At 74.0% G+C, this 23,628-nt stretch carries 21 protein-coding genes; 11 read left to right on the top strand and 10 right to left on the bottom strand.

The features are described from left to right. The first annotated feature begins 30 nt into the window (after window positions 1-30). From cobG to ACZ3I3_RS26290, 3 genes are read left to right on the top strand one after another with little or no spacing between them, the layout of a single operon-like run. Entirely contained in the window at window positions 31-1,317 is a 1,287-nt protein-coding gene (cobG, locus tag ACZ3I3_RS26300; protein ID WP_467369013.1) for a precorrin-3B synthase, read from the top strand. Then, entirely contained in the window at window positions 1,314-1,988 is a 675-nt protein-coding gene (locus ACZ3I3_RS26295) for a precorrin-8X methylmutase (RefSeq protein ID WP_399412629.1), read from the top strand. Before cobG ends, ACZ3I3_RS26295 begins: the two co-directional genes overlap by 4 nt. Next, on the top strand, window positions 1,985-3,493 hold the full coding sequence (locus tag ACZ3I3_RS26290; protein ID WP_467368985.1) for a precorrin-2 C(20)-methyltransferase: 1,509 nt from the start codon (window positions 1,985-1,987) through the stop codon (window positions 3,491-3,493). The genes ACZ3I3_RS26295 and ACZ3I3_RS26290 overlap by 4 nt, the downstream gene beginning before the upstream one ends. A 166-nt stretch (window positions 3,494-3,659) precedes the next feature. On the opposite strand, the gene ACZ3I3_RS26285 is transcribed toward ACZ3I3_RS26290, so the two are convergent. Next, entirely contained in the window at window positions 3,660-4,424 is a 765-nt protein-coding gene (locus ACZ3I3_RS26285) for a cobalt-precorrin-6A reductase (RefSeq protein ID WP_467368983.1), read from the bottom strand. An 18-nt stretch (window positions 4,425-4,442) separates the two neighbouring features. Between ACZ3I3_RS26285 and ACZ3I3_RS26280 the strand changes: the two genes are divergently transcribed. Continuing rightward, complete coding sequence (locus ACZ3I3_RS26280; protein ID WP_467368981.1) at window positions 4,443-5,561, top strand: cobalt-precorrin-5B (C(1))-methyltransferase; 1,119 nt, start codon at window positions 4,443-4,445, stop codon at window positions 5,559-5,561. A gap of 28 nt (window positions 5,562-5,589) precedes the next feature. Here the strand turns inward: ACZ3I3_RS26280 and cobM are convergent, their stop codons facing one another. The 3 genes from cobM to ACZ3I3_RS26265 form a co-directional block, all read right to left on the bottom strand. After that, window positions 5,590-6,339: a precorrin-4 C(11)-methyltransferase gene (cobM, locus tag ACZ3I3_RS26275; RefSeq protein WP_467368979.1), complete on the bottom strand. Its 750-nt coding sequence runs from the start codon at window positions 6,337-6,339 to the stop codon at window positions 5,590-5,592. Next, entirely contained in the window at window positions 6,336-7,598 is a 1,263-nt protein-coding gene (cbiE, locus tag ACZ3I3_RS26270; RefSeq protein WP_467368977.1) for a precorrin-6y C5,15-methyltransferase (decarboxylating) subunit CbiE, read from the bottom strand. The genes cobM and cbiE overlap by 4 nt, the downstream gene beginning before the upstream one ends. A gap of 138 nt (window positions 7,599-7,736) precedes the next feature. Continuing rightward, the gene (locus ACZ3I3_RS26265) at window positions 7,737-8,123 is read right to left on the bottom strand and encodes a (2Fe-2S) ferredoxin domain-containing protein (RefSeq protein ID WP_467368975.1); all 387 of its coding nucleotides are present in this window, start codon (window positions 8,121-8,123) and stop codon (window positions 7,737-7,739) included. Window positions 8,124-8,292: 169 nt separating this feature from the next. Here ACZ3I3_RS26265 and ACZ3I3_RS26260 point away from each other — a divergent pair, with 169 nt between their 5' ends. After that, complete coding sequence (locus tag ACZ3I3_RS26260) at window positions 8,293-9,030, top strand: hypothetical protein (RefSeq protein ID WP_467369011.1); 738 nt, start codon at window positions 8,293-8,295, stop codon at window positions 9,028-9,030. Here ACZ3I3_RS26260 and ACZ3I3_RS26255 read toward each other — a convergent pair. Next, window positions 9,021-10,187, bottom strand: coding sequence for a Rieske 2Fe-2S domain-containing protein (locus ACZ3I3_RS26255; RefSeq protein WP_467368973.1), 1,167 nt, complete (start codon window positions 10,185-10,187; stop codon window positions 9,021-9,023). The two genes, ACZ3I3_RS26260 and ACZ3I3_RS26255, sit on opposite strands and share 10 nt — an antisense overlap. 102 nt (window positions 10,188-10,289) lie before the next feature. Then, window positions 10,290-11,855 carry an IucA/IucC family protein gene (locus ACZ3I3_RS26250; protein WP_467369009.1) on the bottom strand — a complete coding sequence of 522 codons (1,566 nt, stop codon included), beginning with the start codon at window positions 11,853-11,855 and terminating at the stop codon, window positions 10,290-10,292. A 127-nt stretch (window positions 11,856-11,982) separates the two neighbouring features. On the opposite strand from ACZ3I3_RS26250, the gene ACZ3I3_RS26245 reads away from it, so the two are divergent. The 3 genes from ACZ3I3_RS26245 to ACZ3I3_RS26235 are packed head-to-tail and all read left to right on the top strand — an operon-like array spanning window position 11,983 to window position 15,589. Continuing rightward, on the top strand, window positions 11,983-13,479 hold the full coding sequence (locus ACZ3I3_RS26245) for an IucA/IucC family protein (protein ID WP_467368971.1): 1,497 nt from the start codon (window positions 11,983-11,985) through the stop codon (window positions 13,477-13,479). Between the two features lie 44 nt (window positions 13,480-13,523). Then, window positions 13,524-14,798, top strand: coding sequence for a VWA domain-containing protein (locus tag ACZ3I3_RS26240; protein WP_467368969.1), 1,275 nt, complete (start codon window positions 13,524-13,526; stop codon window positions 14,796-14,798). After that, entirely contained in the window at window positions 14,798-15,589 is a 792-nt protein-coding gene (locus ACZ3I3_RS26235; protein WP_467368967.1) for a hypothetical protein, read from the top strand. Before ACZ3I3_RS26240 ends, ACZ3I3_RS26235 begins: the two co-directional genes overlap by 1 nt. Before the next feature lie 64 nt (window positions 15,590-15,653). On the opposite strand, the gene ACZ3I3_RS26230 is transcribed toward ACZ3I3_RS26235, so the two are convergent. Next, window positions 15,654-16,280 carry a winged helix-turn-helix transcriptional regulator gene (locus ACZ3I3_RS26230; protein ID WP_467368965.1) on the bottom strand — a complete coding sequence of 209 codons (627 nt, stop codon included), beginning with the start codon at window positions 16,278-16,280 and terminating at the stop codon, window positions 15,654-15,656. A gap of 86 nt (window positions 16,281-16,366) precedes the next feature. Between ACZ3I3_RS26230 and ACZ3I3_RS26225 the strand changes: the two genes are divergently transcribed. From ACZ3I3_RS26225 to ACZ3I3_RS26215, 3 genes are all read left to right on the top strand, one after another. Then, a complete protein-coding gene (locus tag ACZ3I3_RS26225) occupies window positions 16,367-17,575 on the top strand; it encodes a pyridoxal phosphate-dependent aminotransferase (protein WP_467368963.1) in 1,209 nt (402 codons plus the stop codon). A 103-nt stretch (window positions 17,576-17,678) separates the two neighbouring features. Continuing rightward, window positions 17,679-18,308 carry a hypothetical protein gene (locus tag ACZ3I3_RS26220; protein ID WP_467368961.1) on the top strand — a complete coding sequence of 210 codons (630 nt, stop codon included), beginning with the start codon at window positions 17,679-17,681 and terminating at the stop codon, window positions 18,306-18,308. Window positions 18,309-18,373: 65 nt separating this feature from the next. Further along, window positions 18,374-18,796, top strand: a complete 423-nt coding sequence (locus ACZ3I3_RS26215; protein ID WP_279544917.1) for an acyl-CoA thioesterase — start codon at window positions 18,374-18,376, stop codon at window positions 18,794-18,796. Here ACZ3I3_RS26215 and ACZ3I3_RS26210 read toward each other — a convergent pair. The 3 genes from ACZ3I3_RS26210 to ACZ3I3_RS26200 all read right to left on the bottom strand — a co-directional run bounded on the left by ACZ3I3_RS26210 (window position 18,793) and on the right by ACZ3I3_RS26200 (window position 23,558). After that, window positions 18,793-20,475: a serine/threonine-protein kinase gene (locus tag ACZ3I3_RS26210; RefSeq protein WP_467368960.1), complete on the bottom strand. Its 1,683-nt coding sequence runs from the start codon at window positions 20,473-20,475 to the stop codon at window positions 18,793-18,795. The two genes, ACZ3I3_RS26215 and ACZ3I3_RS26210, sit on opposite strands and share 4 nt — an antisense overlap. A 93-nt stretch (window positions 20,476-20,568) precedes the next feature. Beyond that, complete coding sequence (locus ACZ3I3_RS26205) at window positions 20,569-21,957, bottom strand: nucleobase:cation symporter-2 family protein (protein WP_467368958.1); 1,389 nt, start codon at window positions 21,955-21,957, stop codon at window positions 20,569-20,571. Window positions 21,958-22,178: 221 nt separating this feature from the next. After that, window positions 22,179-23,558 (bottom strand): 8-oxoguanine deaminase, encoded by a 1,380-nt coding sequence (locus ACZ3I3_RS26200; RefSeq protein ID WP_467368956.1) that lies wholly within the window; start codon window positions 23,556-23,558, stop codon window positions 22,179-22,181. Between the last annotated feature and the right edge of the window lie 70 nt (window positions 23,559-23,628).

The following is a 23,628-nucleotide window of genomic DNA, read 5'->3' as shown; positions in this document are numbered from 1 at the left end:
GCGGGGCATACACCGGGTGTGATGGTAGGTATGCTCGCCGCCATGTCCACGCCTGCCCTCCGTTCATCGCCCCAGGCCACAGCGGTCTCCCGGGACCGCGGTGACGCCTGCCCGGGGACGCTGCGGCTGCACGCGGCGGACGACGGCGCGTTGGCCCGAGTCCGGGTCCCCGGCGGGGTCCTGACCGTGCGGCAGGCGGAGGCGCTCGCCGACGTGGCGGAGCGGCTGGGCGACGGGGATCTGCATCTGACCTCGCGCGGCAACGTGCAGTTGCGGGGCCTGGACGACGGCTGCGGCGGGGAGTTGGCCGGGCTGCTGGACGCCGCCGGGCTGCTGCCCTCGCGCGGGCACGAGCGGGTGCGCAACATCGTGGCCTCGCCGCTGTCCGGTCTCGACGGGCGGGGCGCGCTGGACGTACGGCCCTGGCTGACGGCCCTCGACGCGGCGCTGTGCGCGAGCGAGGCGGCCCAGGCCCTGTCGGGGCGTTTCCTGTTCGCGCTCGACGACGGGCGCGGGGACGTGGCCGGTCTCGGTGCCGATGTGACGGTACGGGCGACGGCGGACGACGGTGCGCAACTCGCCCTCGGAGCGGCCGGAGAGGCGCTGGCTGTCCCCGTCGAGGAGGCGGCGCGGGCCGCTCTGCTGGCCGCGGAGACCTTCCTGGAGGCGGCGCGGGCGAGCGGGGCACAGGTCTGGCGCGTGGAGGAACTCGCCCTCCCTCAAGGCGAGTTGATCGCCGCGGTCGGCCGGCGTCTGACCGCCGAGGGCATCCGCCACGAGCGGCGGGGCCGGGAGACCGGCCGCACGGACGGACCGCCCCCGGGAGTCGTCGGTGACGGCCTCTCCGTGCACGTACCGCTGGGGCGGCTCTCGGCGCGCCAATGGCGGGAACTGACGCAGGTCGCCGCCGGTGAGCTGCGTCTGACGCCGTGGCGCGGTGTGGTTCTTCCCACACCGGGGATCCACGCGGACGAGTCCCTCGCCCGCCTCGCCGCCACCGGCCTCGTCACCGACCCCCACTCCCCCTGGCTGCGCGTCGGCGCCTGCATCGGCAGGCCCGGATGCGCCAAGTCGCAGGCCGACGTGCGGACCGACGCGGCCGCATCCCTCGACGCGCTCGGCCCGCACGGCCTGCCCCTGTACTGGTCCGGCTGCGAACGCCGGTGCGGCCACCCCAGGGGCGACCGCGTGGACGTGGTCGCCGAACCCGGAGGTGGCTACCGGCTCTCCACCGCCGTACGCGGCGAGGAACCCCGGACCAGCACGATGAACGACCCCGCCCGACTCGCCGCCGCCCTGGCGGAGATCACCTCATGACCACCCCTACGACGACCGAGAGCAGCGAGAAGACCACCGTGACCACGTACGACTACGAGAAGGACGGCGCGGCCATCTACCGCCAGTCCTTCGCCACCATCCGCGCGGAGGCGGACCTCGCGGCCCTGCCCGCCGACGTCAGCCAGGTCGCGGTCCGGATGATCCACGCCTGCGGGATGGTCGACCTCGTACGGGACCTGGCCTACACGCCCGCCGTGGTCGCCCGGGCCCGTGCGGCCCTGCGCGCGGGCGCGCCCATCTTCACCGACGTGCAGATGGTGGCCAGCGGGGTGACGCGCAAGCGGCTGCCCGCCGGCAACGACGTGCTCTGCACGCTCTCCGACCCGTCCGTGCCGGAGCTGGCCGCGAAGCTGGGCACCACGCGCAGCGCCGCCGCGATGGAGCTGTGGCGGGACCGGCTGGAGGGCTCGGTGGTGGCCGTCGGCAACGCGCCGACCGCGCTGTTCCGGCTGCTGGAGATGATCGAGGAGGGGGCTCCGCGCCCGGCCGCCGTGATCGGTGTGCCGGTCGGCTTCGTCGGGGCCGCCGAGTCCAAGGACGCCCTGGCCGCGCATCCGTCCGGTCTCGAGCACCTGGTCGTGCGCGGCCGTCGCGGGGGCAGCGCCATGGCGGCCGCCGCGCTCAACGCGATCGCGAGTGAGGAAGAGTGAGCGGCGAGCAGTCCACAGCGGGGCGGCTGTACGGGGTCGGGCTCGGCCCCGGTGACCCGTCCCTGATGACCGTACGGGCCGTGGAGGTCATCGCCGAGGCGGACGTGATCGCGTACCACAGCGCCCGGCACGGCCGTTCCATCGCCCGCTCGATCGCAGCGCAGCACATCCGCGCCGACCACATCGAGGAGCGGCTGGTCTACCCGGTCACGACCGAGACCACCGACCATCCCGGCGGCTACCAGGGCGCCATGGAGGAGTTCTACGCCGAGGCGTCGGCCCGGCTCGCCGCGCACCTGGACGCGGGGCGGACGGTCGCGGTCCTCGCCGAGGGCGATCCGCTCTTCTACGGCTCCTACATGCACATGCACAAGCGGCTCGCCGACCGCTACGACACCGAGGTGATCCCCGGCGTCACGTCCGTCTCCGCCGCCGCCGCGCGGCTGGGCACGCCGCTCGCCGAGGGCGAGGAGGTGCTGACGATCCTGCCGGGCACCCTGCCCGAGGAGGAGCTGACCGCACGGCTCGCCTCGACCGACGCGGCCGTGGTGATGAAGCTGGGGCGGACCTTCACCAAGGTGCGCAGCGCGCTGGAGGGTTCGGGACGGCTGGATGATGCCCGGTACGTCGAGCGGGCCACCATGGCCGGGGAGCGGCTCGCCGAACTGGCCGACGTGGACGCGGAGTCGGTGCCGTACTTCTCGGTGGCCGTGCTGCCCAGCCGGGTCGACGCCGAACGGCCGGAGAGCCCGGAGCGGGGCGAGGTCGTCGTGGTCGGGACCGGGCCGGCCGGTCCGCTGTGGCTGACGCCCGAGACCCGGGGTGCGCTGGCCGCCGCCGACGACCTGGTCGGCTACACGACCTACCTCGACCGGGTGCCGCGGCGGCCCGGGCAGGTCCGGCACGGCTCGGACAACCGGGTGGAGTCGGAGCGCGCGGAGTTCGCCCTCGACCTGGCCCGGCGCGGGCGGCGGGTCGCGGTCGTCTCCGGCGGCGACCCGGGCGTCTTCGCCATGGCGACGGCCGTCCTGGAGGCCGCGTCCCAGGAGGAGTACGCCGACGTCCCGGTGCGGGTGCTGCCGGGCGTGACCGCCGCCAACGCGGCGGCGGCCCGCGCGGGCGCCCCGCTCGGCCACGACTACGCCACCATCTCGCTCTCCGACCGGCTCAAGCCCTGGGAGGTCATCGCCGAACGGCTGCACGCGGCGGCCTCGGCGGACCTGGTGCTGGCCCTGTACAACCCCGGCTCGCGCAGCCGCACCTGGCAGGTGGGCAAGGCCCGCGAACTGCTGCTGGAGCACCGGGCACCGGACACCCCGGTCGTGGTGGCACGGGACGTGGGCGGCACCGGCGAACGCGTCCGGATCGTCCGGCTGGCCGACCTGGACCCGGCCGAGGTCGACATGCGCACGATCCTCCTGGTCGGCTCCTCCCAGACCCGGGCCGTCCGGCGCGGGGACGGCGAGGAGATCGTGTGGACGCCGCGCCGGTATCCGGAGGCGTGAGGGGGCGCGGCGGCGGGCTCGCCTCCGGCTCGCTGAACGGGGCCGATCGCGGACACGCCGCGAGGCGAGATCGCGTACCGGGCAACCGTGCCCGGACAGCTCCGGGCACGGGCACGGCGCCAGGCAGGGCCGCGCGGCGGACGGCCGCGGCCGGCCCGGCCCCTTCTCACCCGCCGGTAGGCAACCCGCACCCCTGGAACCACTCCCCGACCCACCGGGCCGCCTCCTCCGGCCCTGGCACGACCGGGACGCCCTCGGGGGCCGGGGGGCGGCGGATCACGAGGACCGGGAGTCCGGCCTCACGCGCTGCCATGAGTTTCGGTGCGGTGGCCGCTCCCCCGCTGTCCTTGGTCACCACGACGTCGATACGGTGCCGGCGCAGCAGTTCACGCTCGCCGTCGAGGGTGAACGGGCCGCGGTCGAGCAGCACCTCCATGCGGGCCGGGTGCGGGGCCTCGGGCGCGTCCACTGAACGGACGAGGAACCACAGGTCGTCCAGCGCGGCGAACGCGCCCAGGCCCATACGCCCGGTCGTGAGGAACACGCGCCGGCCGAGCGCCGGCAGCAGCCGTGCGGCCTCCTCCAGGGAACCGGCGTCGTGCCAGTCGTCGCCCGCGACGGGGACCCAGCCGGGGCGCCGCAGGGCGAGCAGGGGAACATGGGCGGTGGCGGCGGCCCGCGCCGCGTGGAAACTGATCGTCCCGGCGAAAGGGTGGGTGGCGTCGATGAGCACGTCCACCCGGTGCTCGCGCAGCCACGCGGCCAGCCCCTCCGCCCCGCCGAAGCCGCCGATCCGGACCTCGCCCGGCGGCAGGCGGGGGCTGGCCACCCGCCCGGCGAGGGAACTGGTCAGGGTCAGGCCGGCCGTGTCGTGGAGCAGTTCGGCAAGACGGCGGGCTTCCGTGGTGCCGCCGAGAATCAGTACGTGCATGGAAGTCCAGGTCCGTTCATGAGCAACGAAGTGAAGGGCGGCCGCAGGGCCCAGCTGGAGCACACCGGCCTGCGGCCCGGCTGGACCACCGGCGCCTGTGCGACGGCGGCCACGACGGCGGCGTACACCGCCCTGCTGACCGGCGAGTTTCCCGACCCCGTGACCATCACCCTGCCGAAGGGGCAGACGCCGTCGTTCGCGCTGGCCGTCGAGGAGCTGGGCGACGGGCACGCGATGGCGGGGGTCGTGAAGGACGCCGGGGACGACCCGGACGTCACGCACGGCGCGCTGGTCCGGGTCACGGTACGGCGGCTGCCCGCCAGGGCCGGGGTCGTGTTCAAGGCGGGCCCGGGGGTCGGCACCGTCACCCGCCCCGGTCTGCCCCTGCCCGTCGGCGAACCGGCCGTCAACCCGGTCCCCCGGCAGCTGATGCGCGACCACGTCGCCGAGGTCGCCGCCCGGCACGGCGGCTCGGGCGACGTCGAGATCACCGTCTCCGTCGACCACGGCGAGGAGATCGCCCGCTCCACCTGGAACCCCCGGCTCGGCATCCTGGGCGGCCTGTCCATCCTGGGCACGACCGGCATCGTCGTCCCGTACTCCTGCTCGGCGTGGATCGACTCCATCCGGCGGGGCGTGGACGTCGCGCGGGCAGCGGGGCGCAGGCATGTCGCCGGGTGCACCGGGTCGACGTCGGAGAAGACGGTCGTGGCCGAGTACGGGCTGCCAGAGGACGCCCTGCTCGACATGGGCGACTTCGCGGGCGCCGTGCTGAAGTACATCCGCCGCCACCCCGTCGACCGCCTGACGGTCTGCGGCGGCTTCGCCAAGCTCTCCAAGCTCGCCGCCGGGCACCTCGACCTGCACTCGGCCCGCTCCCAGGTCGACAAGGGCTTCCTCGCCGAACTGGCCCGGCGCGGCGGCGCGGACGAGGCGCTGGCCGCCGAGGTGGCGGACGCCAACACCGGGCTCGCCGCGCTCCAGTCGTGCCTGGCCGCCGGGGTGCCGCTCGGTGACCTGGTCGCCACGACCGCCCGCGACGAGGCCCTGGCCGTGCTGCGCGGGGCGCCCATCGTGGTCGACGTGATCTGCATCGACCGGGCGGGGACGGTGGTCGGGCGCAGCGCGCCGGCCTGACGGCGGGGGCCGTGGGCGTTCACCGCTGTCAGCACACGTGGCGTTCCCGCTCCGGCGAGTACAGGTGGCTGTCCCGGAACTGTTCCGCCCCGAGCGTCCGCCCCACCATGATCACGGCCGTGCGCAGCACGCCGGCCTCCTTCGTCTTGCCCGCGATCTCGTCGAGGGTGCCGCGGATGATCAGCTCGTCCGGGCGGGAGGCGTAGGCGACGACCGCGGCGGGGCAGTCGCCGCCGTAGTGCGGGAGGAGTTCCTCCACCACGCGGTCCACGTACTTGGCGGCCAGGTGCAGCACGATCAGCGCGCCGCTGCGGCCGAGAGTGGCCAGGTCCTCTCCCTCGGGCATGGCGGTGGCCCGGCTGGCGACGCGGGTGAGGATCACGGTCTGGCCGACGGTCGGTACGGTCAGCTCCCGCTTCAAGGCAGCGGCCGCGGCGGCGAAGGCGGGAACGCCCGGGACGACCTCGTAGGGCACCCCGGCCGCGTCCAGCCGCCGCATCTGCTCGGCGACCGCGCTGAACACGGCGGGGTCCCCGGAGTGCAGCCGGGCCACGTCGTGCCCCTCCTCGTGGGCGCGCAGCAACTCGGCGGTGATCTGGTCCAGGTCGAGCTGCGCGGTGTCCACCAGCCGGGCGTCCGGCGGGCATTCGGCGAGCAGTTCGCGCGGGACGAGGCTGCCCGCGTACAGACAGACCCGGCAGGCGGCGAGCGTGCGGGCGCCGCGCACCGTGATCAGGTCGGCGGCGCCGGGTCCGGCACCGATGAAGTACACGGTCATCTGTCTGCTCCTGAAGAGGTGTCGGGCGTTTTCCGTACGGCCCACTGGGTCACCGGCATCGCCTGCCGCCACCCGGTGAACCCTCCCACCGGCACGGCGTGTGCCACGGCGAGCCGCACCAGTTCGCCGCCGTGACGCCGGTGGGCGTCGGCGAGCAGCGCCTCGGACTCCAGCGTCACGGTGTTGGCGACCAGCCGCCCGCCGCCGGGCAACGCCTCCCAGCAGGCGTCGAGGAGGCCGGGCGCGGTGAGACCGCCGCCGACGAACACGGCGTCGGGGGGCGGGAGTTCCGCGAGGACGGCGGGCGCGGCGCCAGTGACGACCCGTAGTCCGGGCACGCCGAGCCGGTCGGCGTTGCGGCTGATCCGTTCGGCGCGCGCCGGGTCGCGCTCCACGGTGACCGCGCGGCACGAGGGGTGGGTGCGCATCCACTCGACGGCGATCGAGCCGGAGCCGCCGCCGATGTCCCACAGCAGTTCGCCGGGTGCGGGGGCGAGCACGCCGAGCGTGGCGGCGCGGACGTGCCGCTTGGTGAGCTGCCCGTCGTGCTCGTAGGCCTCGTCCGGGAGGCCGGGCACGGCGCCGAGCCGCAGCGCGTCCGGGGCGCGGCGGCACTCCACGGCAACGATGTTGAGCGGATCACCGGGCGCCCGCTCAGCGGGCCAGTCGTCGGCGGTGGCCTCGTCGGTCGTGCGTTCCCGGTCGCCGCCGAGCTGTTCGAGGACGCGCATCCGGCTGGGCCCGAAGCCCCGGTCGCGCAGCAGGGCGGCGACCTCGCCGGGGGTGGTGGCGTCCGCGCTGAGGACGAGAAGCCGCCGGTTGTCGTGGAGGGCGGCGGCCAGGCGGGCGGCGGGTCGGCCGACGAGCGTGACGACCTCCACGTCCTCCAGCGGCCAGCCGAGCCGGGCGGCGGCGTAGGAGACGGACGAGGGGTGCGGCAGGACGCGCAGGGCGCCGGTCTCCTCGGCGAGGGCGCGGCCGATGCCGTAGAACATGGGGTCCCCGCTGGCCAGTACGGCGATCCGGCGCCCGGCGTGCGCGGCGAGCAGGCCGGGGACGGCGGGGCGCAGCGGCGAGGGCCAGGCGACGCGCTGCCCGGTGCACTCCGGCGGCAGCAGATCCAGCTGACGGGGCCCGCCGATGACGACCTCGGCGTCGCGCAGTGCGGTGCGGGAGGCGTCGGGCAGTCCGGCCCAGCCGTCGGCCCCGAGCCCGACGACGGTCACGGCGGCGGTCGGTGCGGGGGGTTCGGGGGTCACTGCGCGGTACCTCGGGGCTCGGGGGCAACAGAGGCGCACTCTACTGGGCGCTGACCAGCACACCTCTGCTCGGGGGCAGCTGCCCTCGCCCGGCGCGGTGACGGTCCCGGCCCCGTCCCGCGCGAGGCGGCTCCCGGGTCATGGGGAGTCGGGGCGCCGTCGCGCGCGGGGACTGAAGACGTACAGGTCGAGGATGTCGGGCCGCGGGGCCACGCCCGGGCCGCCCGCGCGGACCCAGGAGACGACGTCCTCCGTCGCGGCCGGGTCGTTGACCAGCCCGAGCCACACCGGGCGGGCGCCGGCGGCCCGGCCCTCGGCGGACGGCTGGACGACGATGACGTTGGCCTGGTCGCAGACGTCGAGACACGCGGAGATCCGCACCGGCCCCGCCGCGCGCAGCCGCTCGGTCTGGGCCGCGTGATCGACCCCGGTCACCTTGCCGCTGCCGCAGCAGCAGTCCCGGCACACGACGATGCGGCAGGGTGCCCGACCGGTCGCCGTTCCGTCCAGGGGATCGTCGCTCACACCGGGCTTCCTCGTCGTTCCGTCCTCACGCTGCCGCTGATCATCATTCCATGAGGGCGTCAGGTGCCAGGGGCTCGGTCCCGACAGGTTCGGATACCGTTCGGGCGGATCCGGCGAGGCGTGGGGAGGCACGATGCGGTCGGGCGGACGGTAAGGGCCGGGGAACGTGATGTGGCTGCTGATGGGTGTCGCGACGCTCGTCACCGGAGTGGCCATGACGCTTCAGGTCCGCGGGGCGCTGGACCGGGAGCGGGAGTTCCGTGCCGCGCCGGCCTGCGTCTCCGTCCCGGTGAAGGCGTCGGGGTGCCGGTGGGAGCAGGAGTTCAGCGTCCGGAAGACCGACCTGAACAGCGGGAGGCGGAACGGCTCACCGGAAGCGGAGCTGCTGCTGCCCTCCGGCAAGCCCTGGCACGTGACCTTCCGGACGACCGATCCGGTCCTGTCGGAGCTCGAGCCGGGCGAGAAGGTCGTCGGCCTGATCTGGCACGGGCAGGTCGTCGAGGTGCGGGACGCCGACGGGCGCAGGCAGCAGACGTCCCGCGGGCCCGTGGGCTGGCCCGAGGACCGCCTCGGCGGCGCGCTCGCCTGTTTCGCGTTCGGTCTGCCCGCCCTCGTCGGCGGGGCGTGGCCGCTGTTCGCGCGGGGTGACCGGCGGCACGCGACAGCGGGAAGCGTGGTGCGGTGGCACGGCGTCTGCATGGGCCTCGCGGCCCTCTTCACCCTGTGGGCGCAGAGCGCCAACGGCTGGCCGTTCTGGGCGATTCCGGCGATCTGGGGACCGCTCGCGCTGCTCGGCCTGGCCTCCATGACGGCCTTCGTCATGGCCGCCCTGCGCGGCGACATGGACGACGAGGCCCCGTCCGTCCCGGAGCCGGACGCGACGGCACCGGCGTCAAGTCACTCCTGACCCCGGAGGCCGTCGGGGAGCCCCGCACCGTCGCACGGTGCCGCGCCGCCGCAGACGGCGGCCCGGGGCCGGAGGGGGACGCCGTTTCTGCGCAGCACCTCGCGGACGTCGAGGATCAGCGGGAAGACCTCGTGGTTGCGGTCCTCGCCCTGCTCGTCCCAGGCCCGCTGCTCGGCTTCCACGGCCATGCGGTCCTCGGCGAACACCCGCTCGGTGAAACGCCTGATGAACGGCCAGGCCACCTGCAGGAGGCCGGGGATCCCGGGCTTCTCGATCATGAGCAGTCCGAAGGCGTGACACGTGCGCTGCTCGGCGTCCTCGGGCACGTAGGCGGCCCAGAGGCGGAAGGCGGGGCGGTCGGCGTTCTCCGGGACGAGGTCGAGCGTCTGGTACGGGTACTCGGTGCGGATCGTCATGACATCGGCGGTGCCGCCCCCGAGGCCCTCGGCGGCCAGCAGCCCGGCGCTGCGGTTGCGCTTCCCCCCGGTGTGGGTGAACAGGTACCTGGCCTCCACGGACCGCTCGTCGGCCTCGTATCCCAGGAGTTCGGGGTGGAGCCTGCCGACGACGCCCCGGTGGAGGAACTGGTGGTTCATGTCGAGGAGGTTCTCGTGCATGAACGAGTAGTGGCAGCGCACGGTCCGGGAGAACGTCATGGTCCGGTACCGCGGGGAACCGAAGGCGGGCAGGTGCGGCAGCGGTGTGGCCGCCGCGCGCTGCGGGTCGCCCGGGAAGACGAAGACCAGGCCGTACGCCTCGCGCACGGGGTAGCCGCGCACACCGCGGGGCGGCCGACGATCGCCCTTGGCCAGGTACGGGATCTGCGAGATGCGGCCGTCGCCGCGATAGGCCCAGGCGTGGTAGCGGCAGCGGAGCGTCTCGCCCTCCACGACGCCCATGCTCAACGGCACCTGCCGGTGGGCACACCGGTCCTCCAGCGCGTGCACGTCGCCGCTCTCCGAGCGGAACAGGGCGATGCGCTCCCCCGCGAACGTGGCCGCCAGCACCTTCCCGGTGCGCACGCGCCGGGACAGGGCGACCGGATACCAGTGGTCCGGGTGCGCGCCCACCCTCCGCAGATCGGCCTTGGCGGGATCCGGGTCGGTGTGCTCCGAGGGCTCGGCGGCGAGGGCGGTGGCCCTGTCGGTCTCGGTCATACCTCTCCTCGCTGGGGGACACGGCACGGACAGCCACCCTCACCCTGACCGCGGCCCCGCGCCGGTGCCCCGCCGGAGGGTCCGGACGGGTGACCTGCTCGTTCAGGCGCCGCGCAGCGGGTTGGGCAACGGCAGGTAGCGCGCGTCCGCGCCGTTCGCGCCGGTCCAGCGGAGCAGCAGGTTCGTCTTGCCCGGGAGGGTGAGTGACGCGAGCAGGGCGGGGATCTCGGGGACGTCGTGGCGGGCGAGTTCGCGGCGGGCCGCGGGCCAGGGGTCGAAGCCGGGGCGGCGCTCCACCAGGGCGCCGGCGATCTCGCTGAGGTGGTTGACGACGAGGCAGTACACGAGTCGCTGCCAGCCGGCTTCGCGCGGGACGTCCGGCAGCAGTTTCACGCCCTCGGCGTCCCGGTACAGCGCCTGCACGGGCATGCCGTCTGCGTCCACGGCGACCAGGGTGTTCTGCAGGTGTGCCTCGATGACGACGCCGTGCCGGGCGAAGGCCGTCAGGGCCGGGGGCACCACCCGCGCCAGGTACGCCGCCCACCAGGCCCCGGGGTCGGCGGCCCGGTCGAGCGGGCTGCCGTCGAAGCCCTCGACGAGACCGGCGGCGAGCAGCGGGGTCGCGCCGGGCAGGAGACGGCCGCCGAAACCGTCCCGGACGAGGACGGCCAGGGCCTCGAAGGCGAAGTCGGCGGTGCGGTACCCGCGGTCGCTCAGCCAGGCCGGGGGGCCTTCGAACGTGGCGAGGGCGGCGCGCACGGCCGTGTCGGTGCGGCGCAGGGCGAGCAGGTCGTGACGCCACAGCCGGCGGATGTCGTTGGTGATGCGCACGTCCAGGCTGAACTTCAGGAAGAGGTCGTGCCCGGGCGTGTAGAGCGTGCGGATCGCGGCCGTCGGCCAGGTGTCGGGGGCGGTCGTCCCGAGCCGGACGAGTCTGCCGTCCGCGAAGGCGTCGGCGAGTTCCGCACCGGCCAGGTCGAGCTGCCAGGGGTGCGCGGGCAGCAGCCGGTAGCCGGGCGGGGCCGTGCCGAGGGCGTCGAGGGCCGAGGTGTCGCCCTCCTCGACGACGGTGTCCTCGCGCAGCCCGAGCAGGGTCAGCGGGAAGCGGGCGTACGCCTCGGGCGCGTAGGGCAGCCACCCGGCGGCGGGGCCGCCGCCGCGCGCCTTGGGGGCCGGGTGGTGGGTGTGGCCGGTGAGGAGGCACTGCTCGGAACGCCGGTAGGGGTCGTCGGGCGGGGTGGCCCGGGCGCGGGCGGCCAGCAGCGCGGCCACGGCGTCCCGGCTGTCGATCATCTCGGCGGGCAGTTCGTGGTTGGACAGCCCGGTGTGCCGGCGCAGTTCCTCGGCGACGAGTTTGACCAGTTCGGTGTGGCCGATACGGTGCCAGCCGCCGGCCGTGCGGACCTCGGGCCCGGCGGGCCGCCGCGTGCCGCGCACACGCAGCAGGCGGTCCGCGCCGGGCAGGTGGTGGACCCGGTGCTCGCCGGTCCCGCTCACCGGCTGCGCCACCTCCCGCAGCAGGCAGTTCAGCAGCGGCACGGCGGCGTACGCGTCGGCCTGTTCGGCCAGGCCGCCGGTGACCGGGTCGTCCTGGGCGGAGACACCGTGTGCGGAGTCACCATGGGCACAGTCACCGTGGGCGGAGTCGTCGCCGTCGGGCGGGGGCATGAGGTCCACGCTTCCACTCGTTCCCTGCGGTCCTTGAAGGATTTCCGGCCTTCCGGGCGGAGATGATCAGTATGCGTGCCGTCGTCATCCCGCCGTGACGCCCTATTCGTACCCGAGGAGCCCGCCCGTGCACCGTTCCCCCACCGCCGAGGCCGAGGTCGCCGACGAACTGGCCGTCGTGCGGCCCGGTCTCCTGCCGCGGTACGAGGCCGAACTGCCCGGTGCCCGGGCGGCCGTGCTGTCCCGGCTGTGGCGCGGTCTCGCCCACGATCCGCTGCCCTGGGTCACCCGCCGCGAGCAGGGCGGGGACGGGCTGACCCTGTACCTGTCGGACGGCCGCCGGCTGCACGGCCCGCGGCCGGATCCGTACGCGACCGGCGCGTACGTCACCGTCGTACGGCTCGACGAGGCGGAGTACGACGATCCGGCCCGGCTGGTGACGGACCTCGCCGTACCGCACTCCGCGTCCTTCGCCGCCGAACTCGCGCACAGTGTCGCCTCGTTGGCGCTGTCGAGGGCCGGGCAGGAGGGGCACGCGACGGAAGGTCGGCCGGAGTGCGACTGGGAGTGGGAGCAGCGGATCGTCGACGGGCATCCGTTCCACCCCACGTGCCGGTCCCGGCCCGGTTTCTCGGTGGCGGAGCAACTCGCCTACGGGCCCGAGCACCGGCCGCTGGTGGAGCTGGGGCTGGTGCCGGTGCGGGCGGAGGAGTGCCTGGTGACGGGGGCGTGGCCGCGGGAACTGCGGGACGGGGAGAGGGTGGTGCTGCCGGTGCATCCGTGGCAGGCGGCGCATGTGCTGAAGCGGGTGTGCGAGGAGCGGCGCCCCGGGCACCCCCTGATGGCGCTGCGGACGCTCGCGCTGCCCGGTGGGCCGCACGTCAAGACCTCGCTCAGCGCCCGGCTGACGTCCTCGGTGCGGGACATCTCGCTGGCCTCGGTCGCCGCGTCCGCGGTGCTGTCGGACTTCGCCGGGGCGCCGGCGGCGCACACCGACGGGCTGCTGCACATGACGCGCACCCTGGGCGCGGCGGCGGCCGGCTCCCCCGACTTCGCGGCCGTCCTGCGGGAGCCGCCGGAGACGTACGCGACGCCCGGCGAACGGGTCCTGCCGGTGGCGGCACTCGCCACGACCGAGTTCCCCCGCTCCCCCGCCTGGCTGGCCGGCTTCGTGCGGCTCGCCCTCACCGCCGGTCTGCGGCTGCTGGAGCTGGGCGTGGCCCTGGAGGCGCACGGCCAGAACCTCCTGGTGATCCTCTCGCCGGCGGGCGATCCACTGCGGCTGGTCTACCGCGACCTGGCCGACATCCGCGTCAGCCCGGCCCGTCTGGCCCGGCACGGCATCGCGGTGCCCGACCTGCCCGCCCGTATGGTCACGGACGACGAACGAGTGCTGCGGCGCAAGCTGTTCGGCTCGCTGGTGGCGGGCGCGCTGGCCGGCACGGCGGGGTCGGGTGCGGCGCTCACGCAGGCGCTGGAGACGGCCGTACGGGATGTGCCCCGCACCCCGGACCTCGCGGCGCTGCGCGCGGAGCCCCTGCCCACGAAGGCGCTGACGCTGATGCGGCTCTCGCCGCAGACGTCCGGCGACCAGTGGGCGGACCTGCCCAATCCCCTTGCCTGAGCCCCGTTTTGGAGCACGGCACCCCTGCTCCATAAGATCCGCCGATGATCACAAGAAAACGGCTGGCGGCGGGCGTCTGTGCCCTGCTCGCCGCGCTGACGGCCGGGCTCGCCTTCCCGGCCGGAGCGGCAGCCGGTGAACCCACCGGCCAGGACGCCCCCAAGGTCGACCTCGTCCTCGATGTCAGCGGCTCGATGAGGGCCCGTGACATCGACGGACAGTCGCGGATGGCCGCCGCGAAGCAGGCGTTCAACGAGGTGCTCGACGCGACGCCGGAGGAGGTCGAGCTCGGCATCCGCACCCTCGGCGCGAACTACCCGGGCGACGACCGGAAGACGGGCTGCAAGGACACCGCGCAGCTCTACCCGGTCGGCCCGCTGGACCGCACCGAGGCCAAGACGGCCGTCGCCACGCTCACCCCGACCGGCTGGACGCCGATCGGCCCGGCCCTGCTGAAGGCGGCCGACGACCTGGACGGCGGCGACGGCTCCAAGCGCATCGTGCTGATCAGCGACGGCGAGGACACCTGCGCGCCGCTCGACCCGTGCGAGGTGGCCCGCGAGATCGCCGCCAAGGGCATCGGCCTGACCATCGACACGCTGGGCCTGGTGCCGACGGCCAAGCTGAGCAGGCAGCTGAGCTGCATCGCCGAAGCCACCGGCGGCACGTACACCTCGGTGGAGCACCAGGACGAACTCACCGACCGGGTCAACCAGTTGGTGGACCGGGCGGCCGATCCGGTGGTGACGCCGGTGCCGGTGGAGGGCGCCGCCGCGTGCACCGGGGCACCGGCGCTGAAGTCGGGGCTGTTCACGGACCGGGAGGAGTTCGGGCAGCAGCGCTGGTACCGGGTGGACGTGCTGCCGGGCCAGGAGCTGCGGGCCTCGGTGAGCGTGGCGGCCGACCGTGCCGTGAACCCCGGCTACGGGGTGCTGCTGCGGGCGGTCACGACGCACGGCCGGGAGATCGTGCGCGGTGAGGCGGCGGGCAACGGCCGTACGGATGTGATCTCGACGGGGCTGAGGTACCCCGAGCCCGAGCGTGACGACTCCGACGGCGACAAGCCGGCCGCGGAGACCGTGTGCCTGGCGGTCACCCACTCCTTCTCGCCGGCCTCCGGGGTGAAGAGCACGCCCGGGCTGCCGCTGGAGCTGACGGTCGACGTCGTGGACGGCCCGAGCCAGGCGGGTGACGTGGCCTCCTTCGGCCTCGGCCGCGGCTGGTGGCTGCTCGGCGCGCTGATTCTCACCGGCTTCCTCGCCGGTCTCGTCTGGGGCTGGCTGTCGCGCTGGCGGGTCGCGGTCTGGAGGACCAACTGATGCGAACGGTACGTGCGTTGAGCGCCGCGCTGCTGACCCTCGGACTGGCGGCCGCGCCGGCCGCGGCCGACCCGTGGCCGAGCGCGTCGCGGGACGGCGCGTCGGCGGCCAAGCGGGCGGGCACCTCGTTCCGTACGGCCGCGGAGATCGGGCAGGGGCAGCGGGCCACGGCGAGCGGCTCCACGGGCGACTACCTGTACTGGTCGTTCCCCGCCGACACCGGGCAGCGCCCCACGGTCAGGGCGACGGTGAAGCTGCCGGACACCCACGCCGCGCAGACCTGGCAGATCGACGTGTACGACGGCCTGCGCCGCCGCCAGGCCTGCCAGTACGGGGCACAGACCCGCACCGCGGCGGCGGACGCGCCCTCAGTGGAGCTGGCCTGTGTACTGCGCACGGTCCGCGCCTGGTCGGAGCCGTGGGCGAACGACCCGCTGCCCGGCACGTATTACATCCGGCTGACGGCGACCGGCGTCCCCGCCTCCGACCTGGGCCTCCCGGTCGACACCGAGGTCCGGGCCGACTCCAAGGACATCGGCGGCGCGGCGGCGGTGGACGGCTCGCTGTCCGAGCCCCTGGTGCCGGGCATCGCGACGCGGTCCGAGGAGAAGAAGGAGAACGCAGCGGTGCTGGCCGGCCTCGAACCGGAGGACGGCTGGGCGTCCGGCTGGTGGTCGGACCGGTGGGTGTGGACGGCGGTGGGCGGCGTGCTGGCCGCGCTGGCGGGTGTCGGCGGGTACGCGCTGACACGCGGCGCGGGACGGCCCGTGCGGGTGCCACCGAGCGCCTGACCTCTCACAGAAGGCCCGTGTCACACGGGCCTTCTTTCATGCCTCGCGGAGCGCCCTGGCGAGGTCATGCCTCGCGCAGTGCCTTCGCGAGCGTGCCCTCGCCGCTCACCTCGACCCGGCCCTCGCGCACGGCCCGGGCCAGGCTCAACTCCCCCCGGCTGAGCGCCGTGCACGTGCCGGTGTCCAGGACCAGCCGGGCGTCCGGCTCGCCGGGGGCGGGCCCGTCGCCGTACACGGGGCCCTCCTCGGCACCGGCGCGCAGGTGGAACTGCCCCTCCTCCAGGAGGACTTCGACGAGCCCCTCTCCGTCCAGGAGACGCAGCAGGGGCAGGGCGAACCAGTGCGCCCGTACCGCGTCCGTCGGCCGCCGCTCGCCGAGCTCTGCCTGCCCCCACTGCCCCAGCGCCTGGAGCACGGGCAGCAACTCGCGGCCCTGCGCGGTGAGTTCGTAGACGAAGGCGGCGCCGGGCGGGGGCAGCCGGCGGCGGGTCGCGAGGCCGTCGCGCTCCATGTCCTTCAGCCGCGAGGCGAGTACGTCCGTGCTGACGCCGGGCAGGTCCGCGTGCAGGTCGGTGTAGCGGCGGGGACCGGCGAGGAGCTCCCGGACGATCAGGAGGGTCCAGCGGTCGCCGACGACGTCGAGGGCGCGGGCGGCGGAACAGTACTGGTCGTAGCTGCGGCGAGGTGGCATGCGACGCAGTCTAGACAAGTTGTTGGACTTTCCAAGCGGCTACTTGGTAAAACCAAGCAACACAAGTCGGCGAGGGGAAGCGGCGCATGGAGTTCCGGCAGTCGAGCAAGCTGAGCGAGGTCTGTTACGAGATCCGCGGCCCGGTGATAGAGCACGCCAACGCGCTGGAGGAGGCAGGTCACAGCGTGCTGCGCCTGAACACCGGCAACCCCGCCCTCTTCGGATTCGAGGCGCCGGACGAGATCCTCCAGGACATGATCCGGATGCTGCCGCAGGCGCACGGCTACACCGACTCGCGCGGCATCCTCTCCGCCCGCCGCGCGGTCGCCCAGCGCTACCAGACGCTGGGCCTGGAGGTCGGCGTCGACGACGTCTTCCTCGGCAACGGCGTCTCCGAACTGGTGTCGATGGCGGTCCAGGCGCTGTTGGAGGACGGCGACGAGATCCTCATCCCCGCCCCGGACTTCCCCCTCTGGACGGCCGTGACGACCCTCGCGGGCGGCAAGGCGGTCCACTACCTCTGCGACGAGCAGGCCGACTGGTACCCGGACCTGGACGACATGGCGTCGAAGATCACGGACCGTACGAAGGCCGTGGTCATCATCAACCCCAACAACCCCACCGGCGCGGTCTACCCGAAGGAGATCGTCGAGGGCATCCTCGACCTCGCCCGGCGGCACGGCCTGATGGTGTTCGCCGACGAGATCTACGACCAGATCCTCTACGACGACGCCGTGCACCACTCGGCCGCCGCGCTCGCCCCCGACCTGGTGGTGCTCACCTTCTGCGGCCTGTCGAAGACGTACCGCGTGGCGGGCTTCCGCTCGGGCTGGATGGTGGTCACCGGCCCGAGGCAGCACGCGAAGGACTACCTGGAGGGCCTCACCATGCTGGCCTCCATGCGGCTGTGCGCCAACGCGCCCGCCCAGTACGCCATCCAGGCCGCGCTCGGCGGGCGGCAGTCCATCCGCGACCTCACCCTGCCGGGCGGCCGGCTGCGCGAACAGCGCGACGTGGCCTGGGAGAAGCTGAACGAGATCCCCGGCGTGACGTGCGTGAAGCCGAAGGGGGCGCTGTACGCGTTCCCCCGACTCGACCCCAAGGTGCACAAGATCCACGACGACGAGAAGTTCGTCCTGGACCTGCTGCTGCGGGAGAAGATCCAGGTGGTCCAGGGCACCGGCTTCAACTGGCCGACCCCCGACCACTTCCGGATCCTGACCCTCCCCTACGCCGACGACCTGGAGGCGGCGATCGGGCGGATCGGGCGGTTCCTCGGCGGGTACCGGCAGTAGGCGCGATGTCAGTGGCGGGTCGTAGCCTTCCAGCAGGTGGGGCGAGTGCCCCGGGGCCTGTCCCGTGCGCGAGGGCCTGTCCCGTGCCGGAGAGGAGCGCGCCGTGACCCGACCGCCGACCGCCGCGCAGCGGCGGGTCATCGACGCCGCCGACCCGGTGACCGGCCGGCTGCGGGGTACGGAGGCGCAGCTCGCCGCGCTGGTGAAGCGAGGGCTCGCCTTCCGGCACCCGCGGCCGCCGCACGATCACTTCCTGACGCCGGAGGGCCACCGGGTGCGGCAGGGCGTCATGCAGGTGCACGAGCCCGCCACCGAGGCCCCCGCCACCGCCGGTGTGTTCGCCGCGCGCGTCGGCGGGGAGGAGGCGGCACCGCAGAGCGGGCCCGCGCGGCGCCGCGAGGTGCACAGCGCCTGGCAGGGGCTGCTGGAGCTGCGCCGGATGACCAACCCGGACGGCGCGGTGGAGCGGCCGTGCGGCTGGGAGCGCACGCATCTCGTGCAGGCCGCCGCCCTCGCGCTGGAGGCGGCCGGACACCACCCGGCCGGGCAGGGCGACGGGGGCTACCGGGTGCGGGAGACCCCGCAGCCGGAGGCCGTCGCCGTGTACGAGCCGGACGGCGAGGCGCTGCGGACCTGCGCGGCCACCCTGGAAGGGGCAGGCTGGCAGGTGAGCGAGCACCGCGAGCCGCGCACCGGGACCCGCTATCTCCTGGCCTCGCCGCGCCGGGCGTGATGAGCATGCCAAGATCGGTGGATCGTTGCGTACGCCACGAGTGTCCGGTGCGAGAAGGGAAGCCCATGAGCGAGCCGTTTTCCGTCCCGGTGACCGTCCGCGGTTACGAGACCGACGTACAGGGTCACCTCAACCAGAGCGTGTACCTGAACTACGCGGAGCACGCCCGCTGGTCGTTACTGCGGGCCGCGGGGATCAGCCAGTCCGCCCTGATAGGCAGCGGCGTGGGCCCGGTCTCCCTGGAGACGACCATCCGCTACAAACGGGAGCTGCTCGCGGGCGACGAGGTCGAGGTGACCTGCGCCTTCGCCTGGGGGGAGGGCAAGACCTTCCGCATCGAGCAGACGGTCCGCAAGACCGACGGCACGGTGGCGGCCGAGATCACGGCGGTCGGCGGCCTGCTGGACCTGAAGGCCCGCAAGCTGGTCCCGGGCCCCCAGGAGTACTTCAGGAAGCTGGCGTCGGACCCGGGACTGTTCGGACTCTAGGCCGCCTTCTTCCAGACGGTCATGTCCACCATGAGGGAGGCGAGCTCCGGCAGCGCGGTCGACTTCGTCTGGACCACGAGCAGGGCGATGTCACCGGAGGGGTGCTTGGCGCAGATCTGGCTGCCGGCCGCCACCGAGGCCAGCGTCCAGCGGTGACGGTCGGCAGCGCCGAGCAGGAGCCGGCACTCGTCGAGGGAAACCGCCTCGTCGGTGAACATCTGGACGAACACGCTGGTGTCGCTCTCCAGCTCGCAGCTCGGGTTCTCACAGTTGAGGCGGATGTCTCCCTTGCGGTCCTCGCGCCAGAGCGGCTTCTCGAAGCTGAGCGAGGTCTTCGCGTTCAGCAGCACTGGCGCCTGCGTGATGACCTGCGGAGACTTGGACGCGGACGGGGTCGGAGCGGACGCTTCCGGGGTTCCGCCGCCCGCCTCCGCCTTCGCTCCCGCTCCCGACGCGGGCCCGGAGCCCGAGCGCGCCCCCGTCGACGACTCCGGCGCGGCCGACCGTCCGGACTTCTCCGGGCCGGGCGTCGACGGTGCGCCCGCCACCCAGTCGCCGAATCTGTTCCCCGCGTCCGCGACCATCCACGCCAGGCCGGTCAGCACCAACGCCCCCGCCGTCACGGCCGCGGTCGTGATCAGGGCGGAGCGCCGTCTGCGCGCCCGTCTCTCCTCCGGTCCCTGCGGCCGCGTCTGCGGCTGCGTGACGACCAGGGGCTGCATGTGCACCCTGGTCGGGTCGAGGGGCGCCGGGGAGGCCCAGGTGGCGTCGAGGTCCGCCGGGGAGGGGACCGTCACCTCGGGCCCCATGACGTCCCGCCAGACGGCCGGGCCCGCTCCGGCCTCGGCGTCCGCGCCCAGCCCCTGCCGGCACCACTCGACGATCTCCGCCAGACCGGCCCGGTCCTCCGGGGCGGCGGCCAGGCAGCGGGCGATCAGCGGACGGAGCTGCTCGGGCAGCACGGACAGGTCGGGTTCGTCGTGCACGATCCGGTACAGCACCCCGACCGCGGAGCCGTCCCCGTACAGCGGCCGGCCCAGCGCCGCGAACGCCGCCGTCTGGCCCAGCGCGAAGACGTCGGTCGCCGCGGTGACCTCGCCGCCGGACGCCTGCTCGGGAGCCATGAAGTGAGGAGTGCCGACGGTTGCGCCCGTGGCGGTGTGCGAGGTGAAGTCGGAGGCCAGCGAGATGCCGAAGTCGATCACCCGCGGCCCGTCGGCGGCCAGCAGCACGTTCGACGGCTTGAGGTCCCGGTGCACGATGCCCGCGCCGTGGATGGCCTGGAGCGCCTCGGCCACCCCCGCCATCAGCCACAGCACCGCGGGCGCCGGCAGCGGTCCGCGCCGGGCGACGGCCTCCGTCAGGGACGGGCCGGGCACGTACAGCGTGGCCGCCCAGGGCGGTGTGCCGTCCGCGTCGGCGTCGATCAGCTCGGCCGTGTACGCGCCCCGGACCCGCCGGGCGGCCTCGACCTCCCGGCGGAACCGCCGCCGGAAGGCCGGGTCGTCGGCCAGCTCCGGCCGGACCACCTTGATCGCCACCGGCCGGCCGCCCTGCGTGTGCGACAGGTAGACCCGGCCCATGCCGCCCGCGCCGAGCCGGGCGGCCAGGCGGTATCCGGCCACCACGGGCGGATCGTCCGCCTGCAACGGCCGGAACACCTCGGTCGCGTGGTTCATCGGTCCGTCTCCCCCTCGTCCCCTGCCCCCCGGTCAACGGTGAGTTGACCGAGGCAGAAGCCTAAGCGGAGTTCGGAGCTGTTTTCGCCGATCTCACGGTGCTGCCGGGGTCCGGGGGACGCCCGTGATCTCCTCGCCCGCCTCCATCGGGTGGGTCACGTCGTGGGCGTCCCGGTCGCGCGGGCCCAGGTGGTTGAAGACCAGGTTCAGCAGGACCGCCGCGACGCAGCCCGTCGAGATGCCCGAGTCCAGGACGATCCGCGCCGTCTCCGGGAAGGCGTGGTAGAACTCCGGCGCCGTGATCGGGATGATGCCGACGGCCAGGGAGACGGCCACGATCAGCACGTTGTTGTCCTTCTCCAGACCGGCCCGGACCAGGGTCTGGATGCCGCTGGCCGCGACCGAGCCGAACAGGACCACACCCGCCCCGCCGAGCACCGGTCGCGGTACGACGGCGATCAGCGAGGCGGCCATCGGGCACAGGCCCATCAGCACCAGGAAACCGCCGCCGGCGGCGACGACGTACCGGCTGCGGATCTTCGTCATCGCGACCAGGCCGATGTTCTGTGCGAAGGCGCTGCACATGAAGCCGTTGAAGAGCGGGCTGATCGCCGAGCCGAGGGTGTCGGCGCGCAGGCCGGCCGCGATGGTCTTCTCGTCGGCCGGGCGGTCGACGATCTCGCCCAGCGCCAGCATGTCGGCGGTCGACTCGGTCATCGACACCACCATCACCACGCACAGGGAGAGGATCGCGGCGAGCTGGAACTGCGGGGCGCCGAAGTGGAAGGGCGTCGGGAAGCCGATGACCGCCGCGTCCGCGACCGGGCCGAAGTCCGTGGCGCCGAACGGAATCGCGAGGAGCGTGCCCGCGACCAGGCCGAGCAGTACGGCGATCTGCTTGACGAAGCCCCGGGTGAAACGCCGCAGCAGCAGGACGACGACGAGGGTGCCGGCGGCCAGCCCGAGGTTGGTCACCGAACCGTAGTCGTGCGCCGCCGGGTCGGGGCCCTGGGCCCAGCCGAAGGCGACCGGGAGCAGGGAGACGCCGATCAGGGTGATGACCGTGCCCGTCACCACCGGCGGGAAGAAGCGGACCGCCTTGCAGAAGACGGGGGCGGCTATGAAGCCGAGGAGTCCGGCGACGATGACCGCGCCGAAGATGATCGGCAGGGCGTCGGACTTGTCCTCGGTGGAGGCGACGATCGCGGTCATCGGGGCGACACCGGCGAAGGTGACGCCGTTGACGAACGGCAGCCGGGCGCCGATCTTCCAGACGCCGATGGTCTGCAGGAACGTGGCGAGGCCCGCGGTGAACAGACAGGCGCCGGTGAGGAAGGTCAGGTCGGTGGCGGTCAGGCCGATGGCCGCGCCGACGATCAGGGGTGGGGCGACGACTCCCGCGTACATTGCGGCCACGTGCTGGAGGCCGGTCGTCGCCATCTTGAGCGCGGGGAGTTTTTCGTCAACGGGGTGGTCGGCCACGGCGGCTTCCCTCCGGTCGGTTACACGGCTGCGCCGGATGACGGCCGTGGGTGTCAAGGAGGTGGTGCGAGTGGTCGTGCGGGACCGGACATGCGGGACGGGGGTGGCCGTTCCGGGGCGCACGCGTGTACGCACGCCCCGGAGACGACCGCCGTGGACCCCGCTCGGGTCCGCGGCCACCGGCCGGGAGCCGTCCCTCCCGGCCGGAGTCATCCGGGTGGTCAGCCCTGGGCGGCGATCCTCGCCAGCCGCCGGGCCTCGTCCCGCGTGGCGCGGGCGATGGCGTCCTCGTCGGCCGTGAGCAGCCGCCCGTCCTCGACGATCTGCCGGCCGTCCACGAAGGAGGCGGTGACCGGGGCCGCCGCGCCGAAGACCAGGGCGGTCACCGGGTCGGCGATGGAGGCGTGGGCGAGCGTGTCCAGCTTCCACAGCACGAGGTCGGCGAGCTTGCCGGGCTCCAGGGAGCCGGTCTCCGCCGCCCGGCCCAGCACCTCGGCGCCGCCGTACGTGCCGAGGCGCAGCGCCTGGCGGGCGTTCAGGGCGGCCTCCTTGTGCGCGCCGAGGCGGTTGATGAGGAGGGCGTTGCGCAGCTCGGTGTGGAGTTCGCCGGACTCGTTGGAGGCGGTGCCGTCGACGCCGAGGCCGACCGGGATGCCGGCCGCGAGCATGTCGGGGACGCGGGCGATACCGGCGGCGAGGCGGGCGTTGGACGACGGGCAGTGCGCGACGCCGGTCCTGGTGCGGGCGAAGGCGGCGATGTCGGAGTCGTTCATGTGGACGCAGTGCGCCATCCACACGTCCTCGCCGAGCCAGCCGGTGGACTCGAAGTAGTCGGTCGGGCCCATGCCGAACAGTTCGTGGCAGAACTTCTCCTCTTCCACGGTCTCCGAGCCGTGGGTGTGGAGCCGTACGCCGAGGCGGCGGGCCAGCTGGGCGCCGTCCCGCATCAGTTCGGTGGAGACGGAGAAGGGCGAGCAGGGCGCGACCGCGACCTGGGTCATCGCGTCGAAGGAGGAGTCGTGGTGCTGCCGGACGGTCTCCTCGGTGGCGGCCAGCGCGCCGTCGAGGGTCTCGACGGCGAAGTCCGGGGGCAGGCCGCCGTCCTTCTCGCTGCGGTCCATGGAGCCGCGGGCGAGGGTGAAGCGGACGCCCATGTCGCGGGCGGCGCCGATGATCGCGCCGGACAGGTCGCCGGAGCCGTGCGGGAAGACGTAGTGGTGGTCCATGGCGGTGGTGACGCCGCCGCGGGCCATCATCGCGAGCGAGCCCTGGGCCGCCGCGCGGACCATCGGCTCGTCGATGCGGGCCCACACCGGGTACAGCGCGACCAGCCAGTTGAACAGGTTGTGGTCCGTGGCCAGACCACGGGTGATCCACTGGTAGAAGTGGTGGTGGGTGTTGATCAGTCCGGGGGTGACGAGGTGACCGGAGGCGTCGATACGACGTACGACGTTCTCCAGGCCCTCGGGGGCCTTGCCCGCGCCGACCGACTCGATGCGGTTGCCGGCGAGGACGACGTGCCCGGAGGCGTACTCGGTGTCGTCGGCGTCGACGGTCGCGATCGCACAGTTCTCGATGACGATGCGCCGGGCTGCTGCCATGGTTCGTCCTTTGCGCTGAGGTGGAGGGGGCACGGCAGGACCCTGGGAGTTTGAGTGCCGTGGCCGAGGA

It is taken from the genome of Streptomyces sp. NPDC016851, from assembly GCF_055562795.1.
The sequence above is the reverse complement of the archived record's forward strand: the minus strand, read 5'-3'. Positions and strand labels throughout refer to the sequence as shown.

Bases quoted from the DNA above. Each gene is read 5' to 3' on its own strand.
- cobG (WP_467369013.1), top strand. From the start codon at position 31: ATGCTCGCCGCCATGTCCACGCCTGCCCTCCGTTCATCGCCCCAGGCC.
- ACZ3I3_RS26295 (WP_399412629.1), top strand. From the start codon at position 1,314: ATGACCACCCCTACGACGACCGAGAGCAGCGAGAAGACCACCGTGACC.
- ACZ3I3_RS26285 (WP_467368983.1), bottom strand. From the start codon at position 4,424: ATGCACGTACTGATTCTCGGCGGCACCACGGAAGCCCGCCGTCTTGCC.
- ACZ3I3_RS26280 (WP_467368981.1), top strand. From the start codon at position 4,443: ATGAGCAACGAAGTGAAGGGCGGCCGCAGGGCCCAGCTGGAGCACACC.
- cobM (WP_467368979.1), bottom strand. From the start codon at position 6,339: ATGACCGTGTACTTCATCGGTGCCGGACCCGGCGCCGCCGACCTGATC.
- ACZ3I3_RS26260 (WP_467369011.1), top strand. From the start codon at position 8,293: ATGTGGCTGCTGATGGGTGTCGCGACGCTCGTCACCGGAGTGGCCATG.
- ACZ3I3_RS26255 (WP_467368973.1), bottom strand. From the start codon at position 10,187: ATGACCGAGACCGACAGGGCCACCGCCCTCGCCGCCGAGCCCTCGGAG.
- ACZ3I3_RS26250 (WP_467369009.1), bottom strand. From the start codon at position 11,855: ATGCCCCCGCCCGACGGCGACGACTCCGCCCACGGTGACTGTGCCCAT.
- ACZ3I3_RS26240 (WP_467368969.1), top strand. From the start codon at position 13,524: ATGATCACAAGAAAACGGCTGGCGGCGGGCGTCTGTGCCCTGCTCGCC.
- ACZ3I3_RS26235 (WP_467368967.1), top strand. From the start codon at position 14,798: ATGCGAACGGTACGTGCGTTGAGCGCCGCGCTGCTGACCCTCGGACTG.
- ACZ3I3_RS26230 (WP_467368965.1), bottom strand. From the start codon at position 16,280: ATGCCACCTCGCCGCAGCTACGACCAGTACTGTTCCGCCGCCCGCGCC.
- ACZ3I3_RS26225 (WP_467368963.1), top strand. From the start codon at position 16,367: ATGGAGTTCCGGCAGTCGAGCAAGCTGAGCGAGGTCTGTTACGAGATC.
- ACZ3I3_RS26215 (WP_279544917.1), top strand. From the start codon at position 18,374: ATGAGCGAGCCGTTTTCCGTCCCGGTGACCGTCCGCGGTTACGAGACC.
- ACZ3I3_RS26210 (WP_467368960.1), bottom strand. From the start codon at position 20,475: ATGAACCACGCGACCGAGGTGTTCCGGCCGTTGCAGGCGGACGATCCG.
- ACZ3I3_RS26200 (WP_467368956.1), bottom strand. From the start codon at position 23,558: ATGGCAGCAGCCCGGCGCATCGTCATCGAGAACTGTGCGATCGCGACC.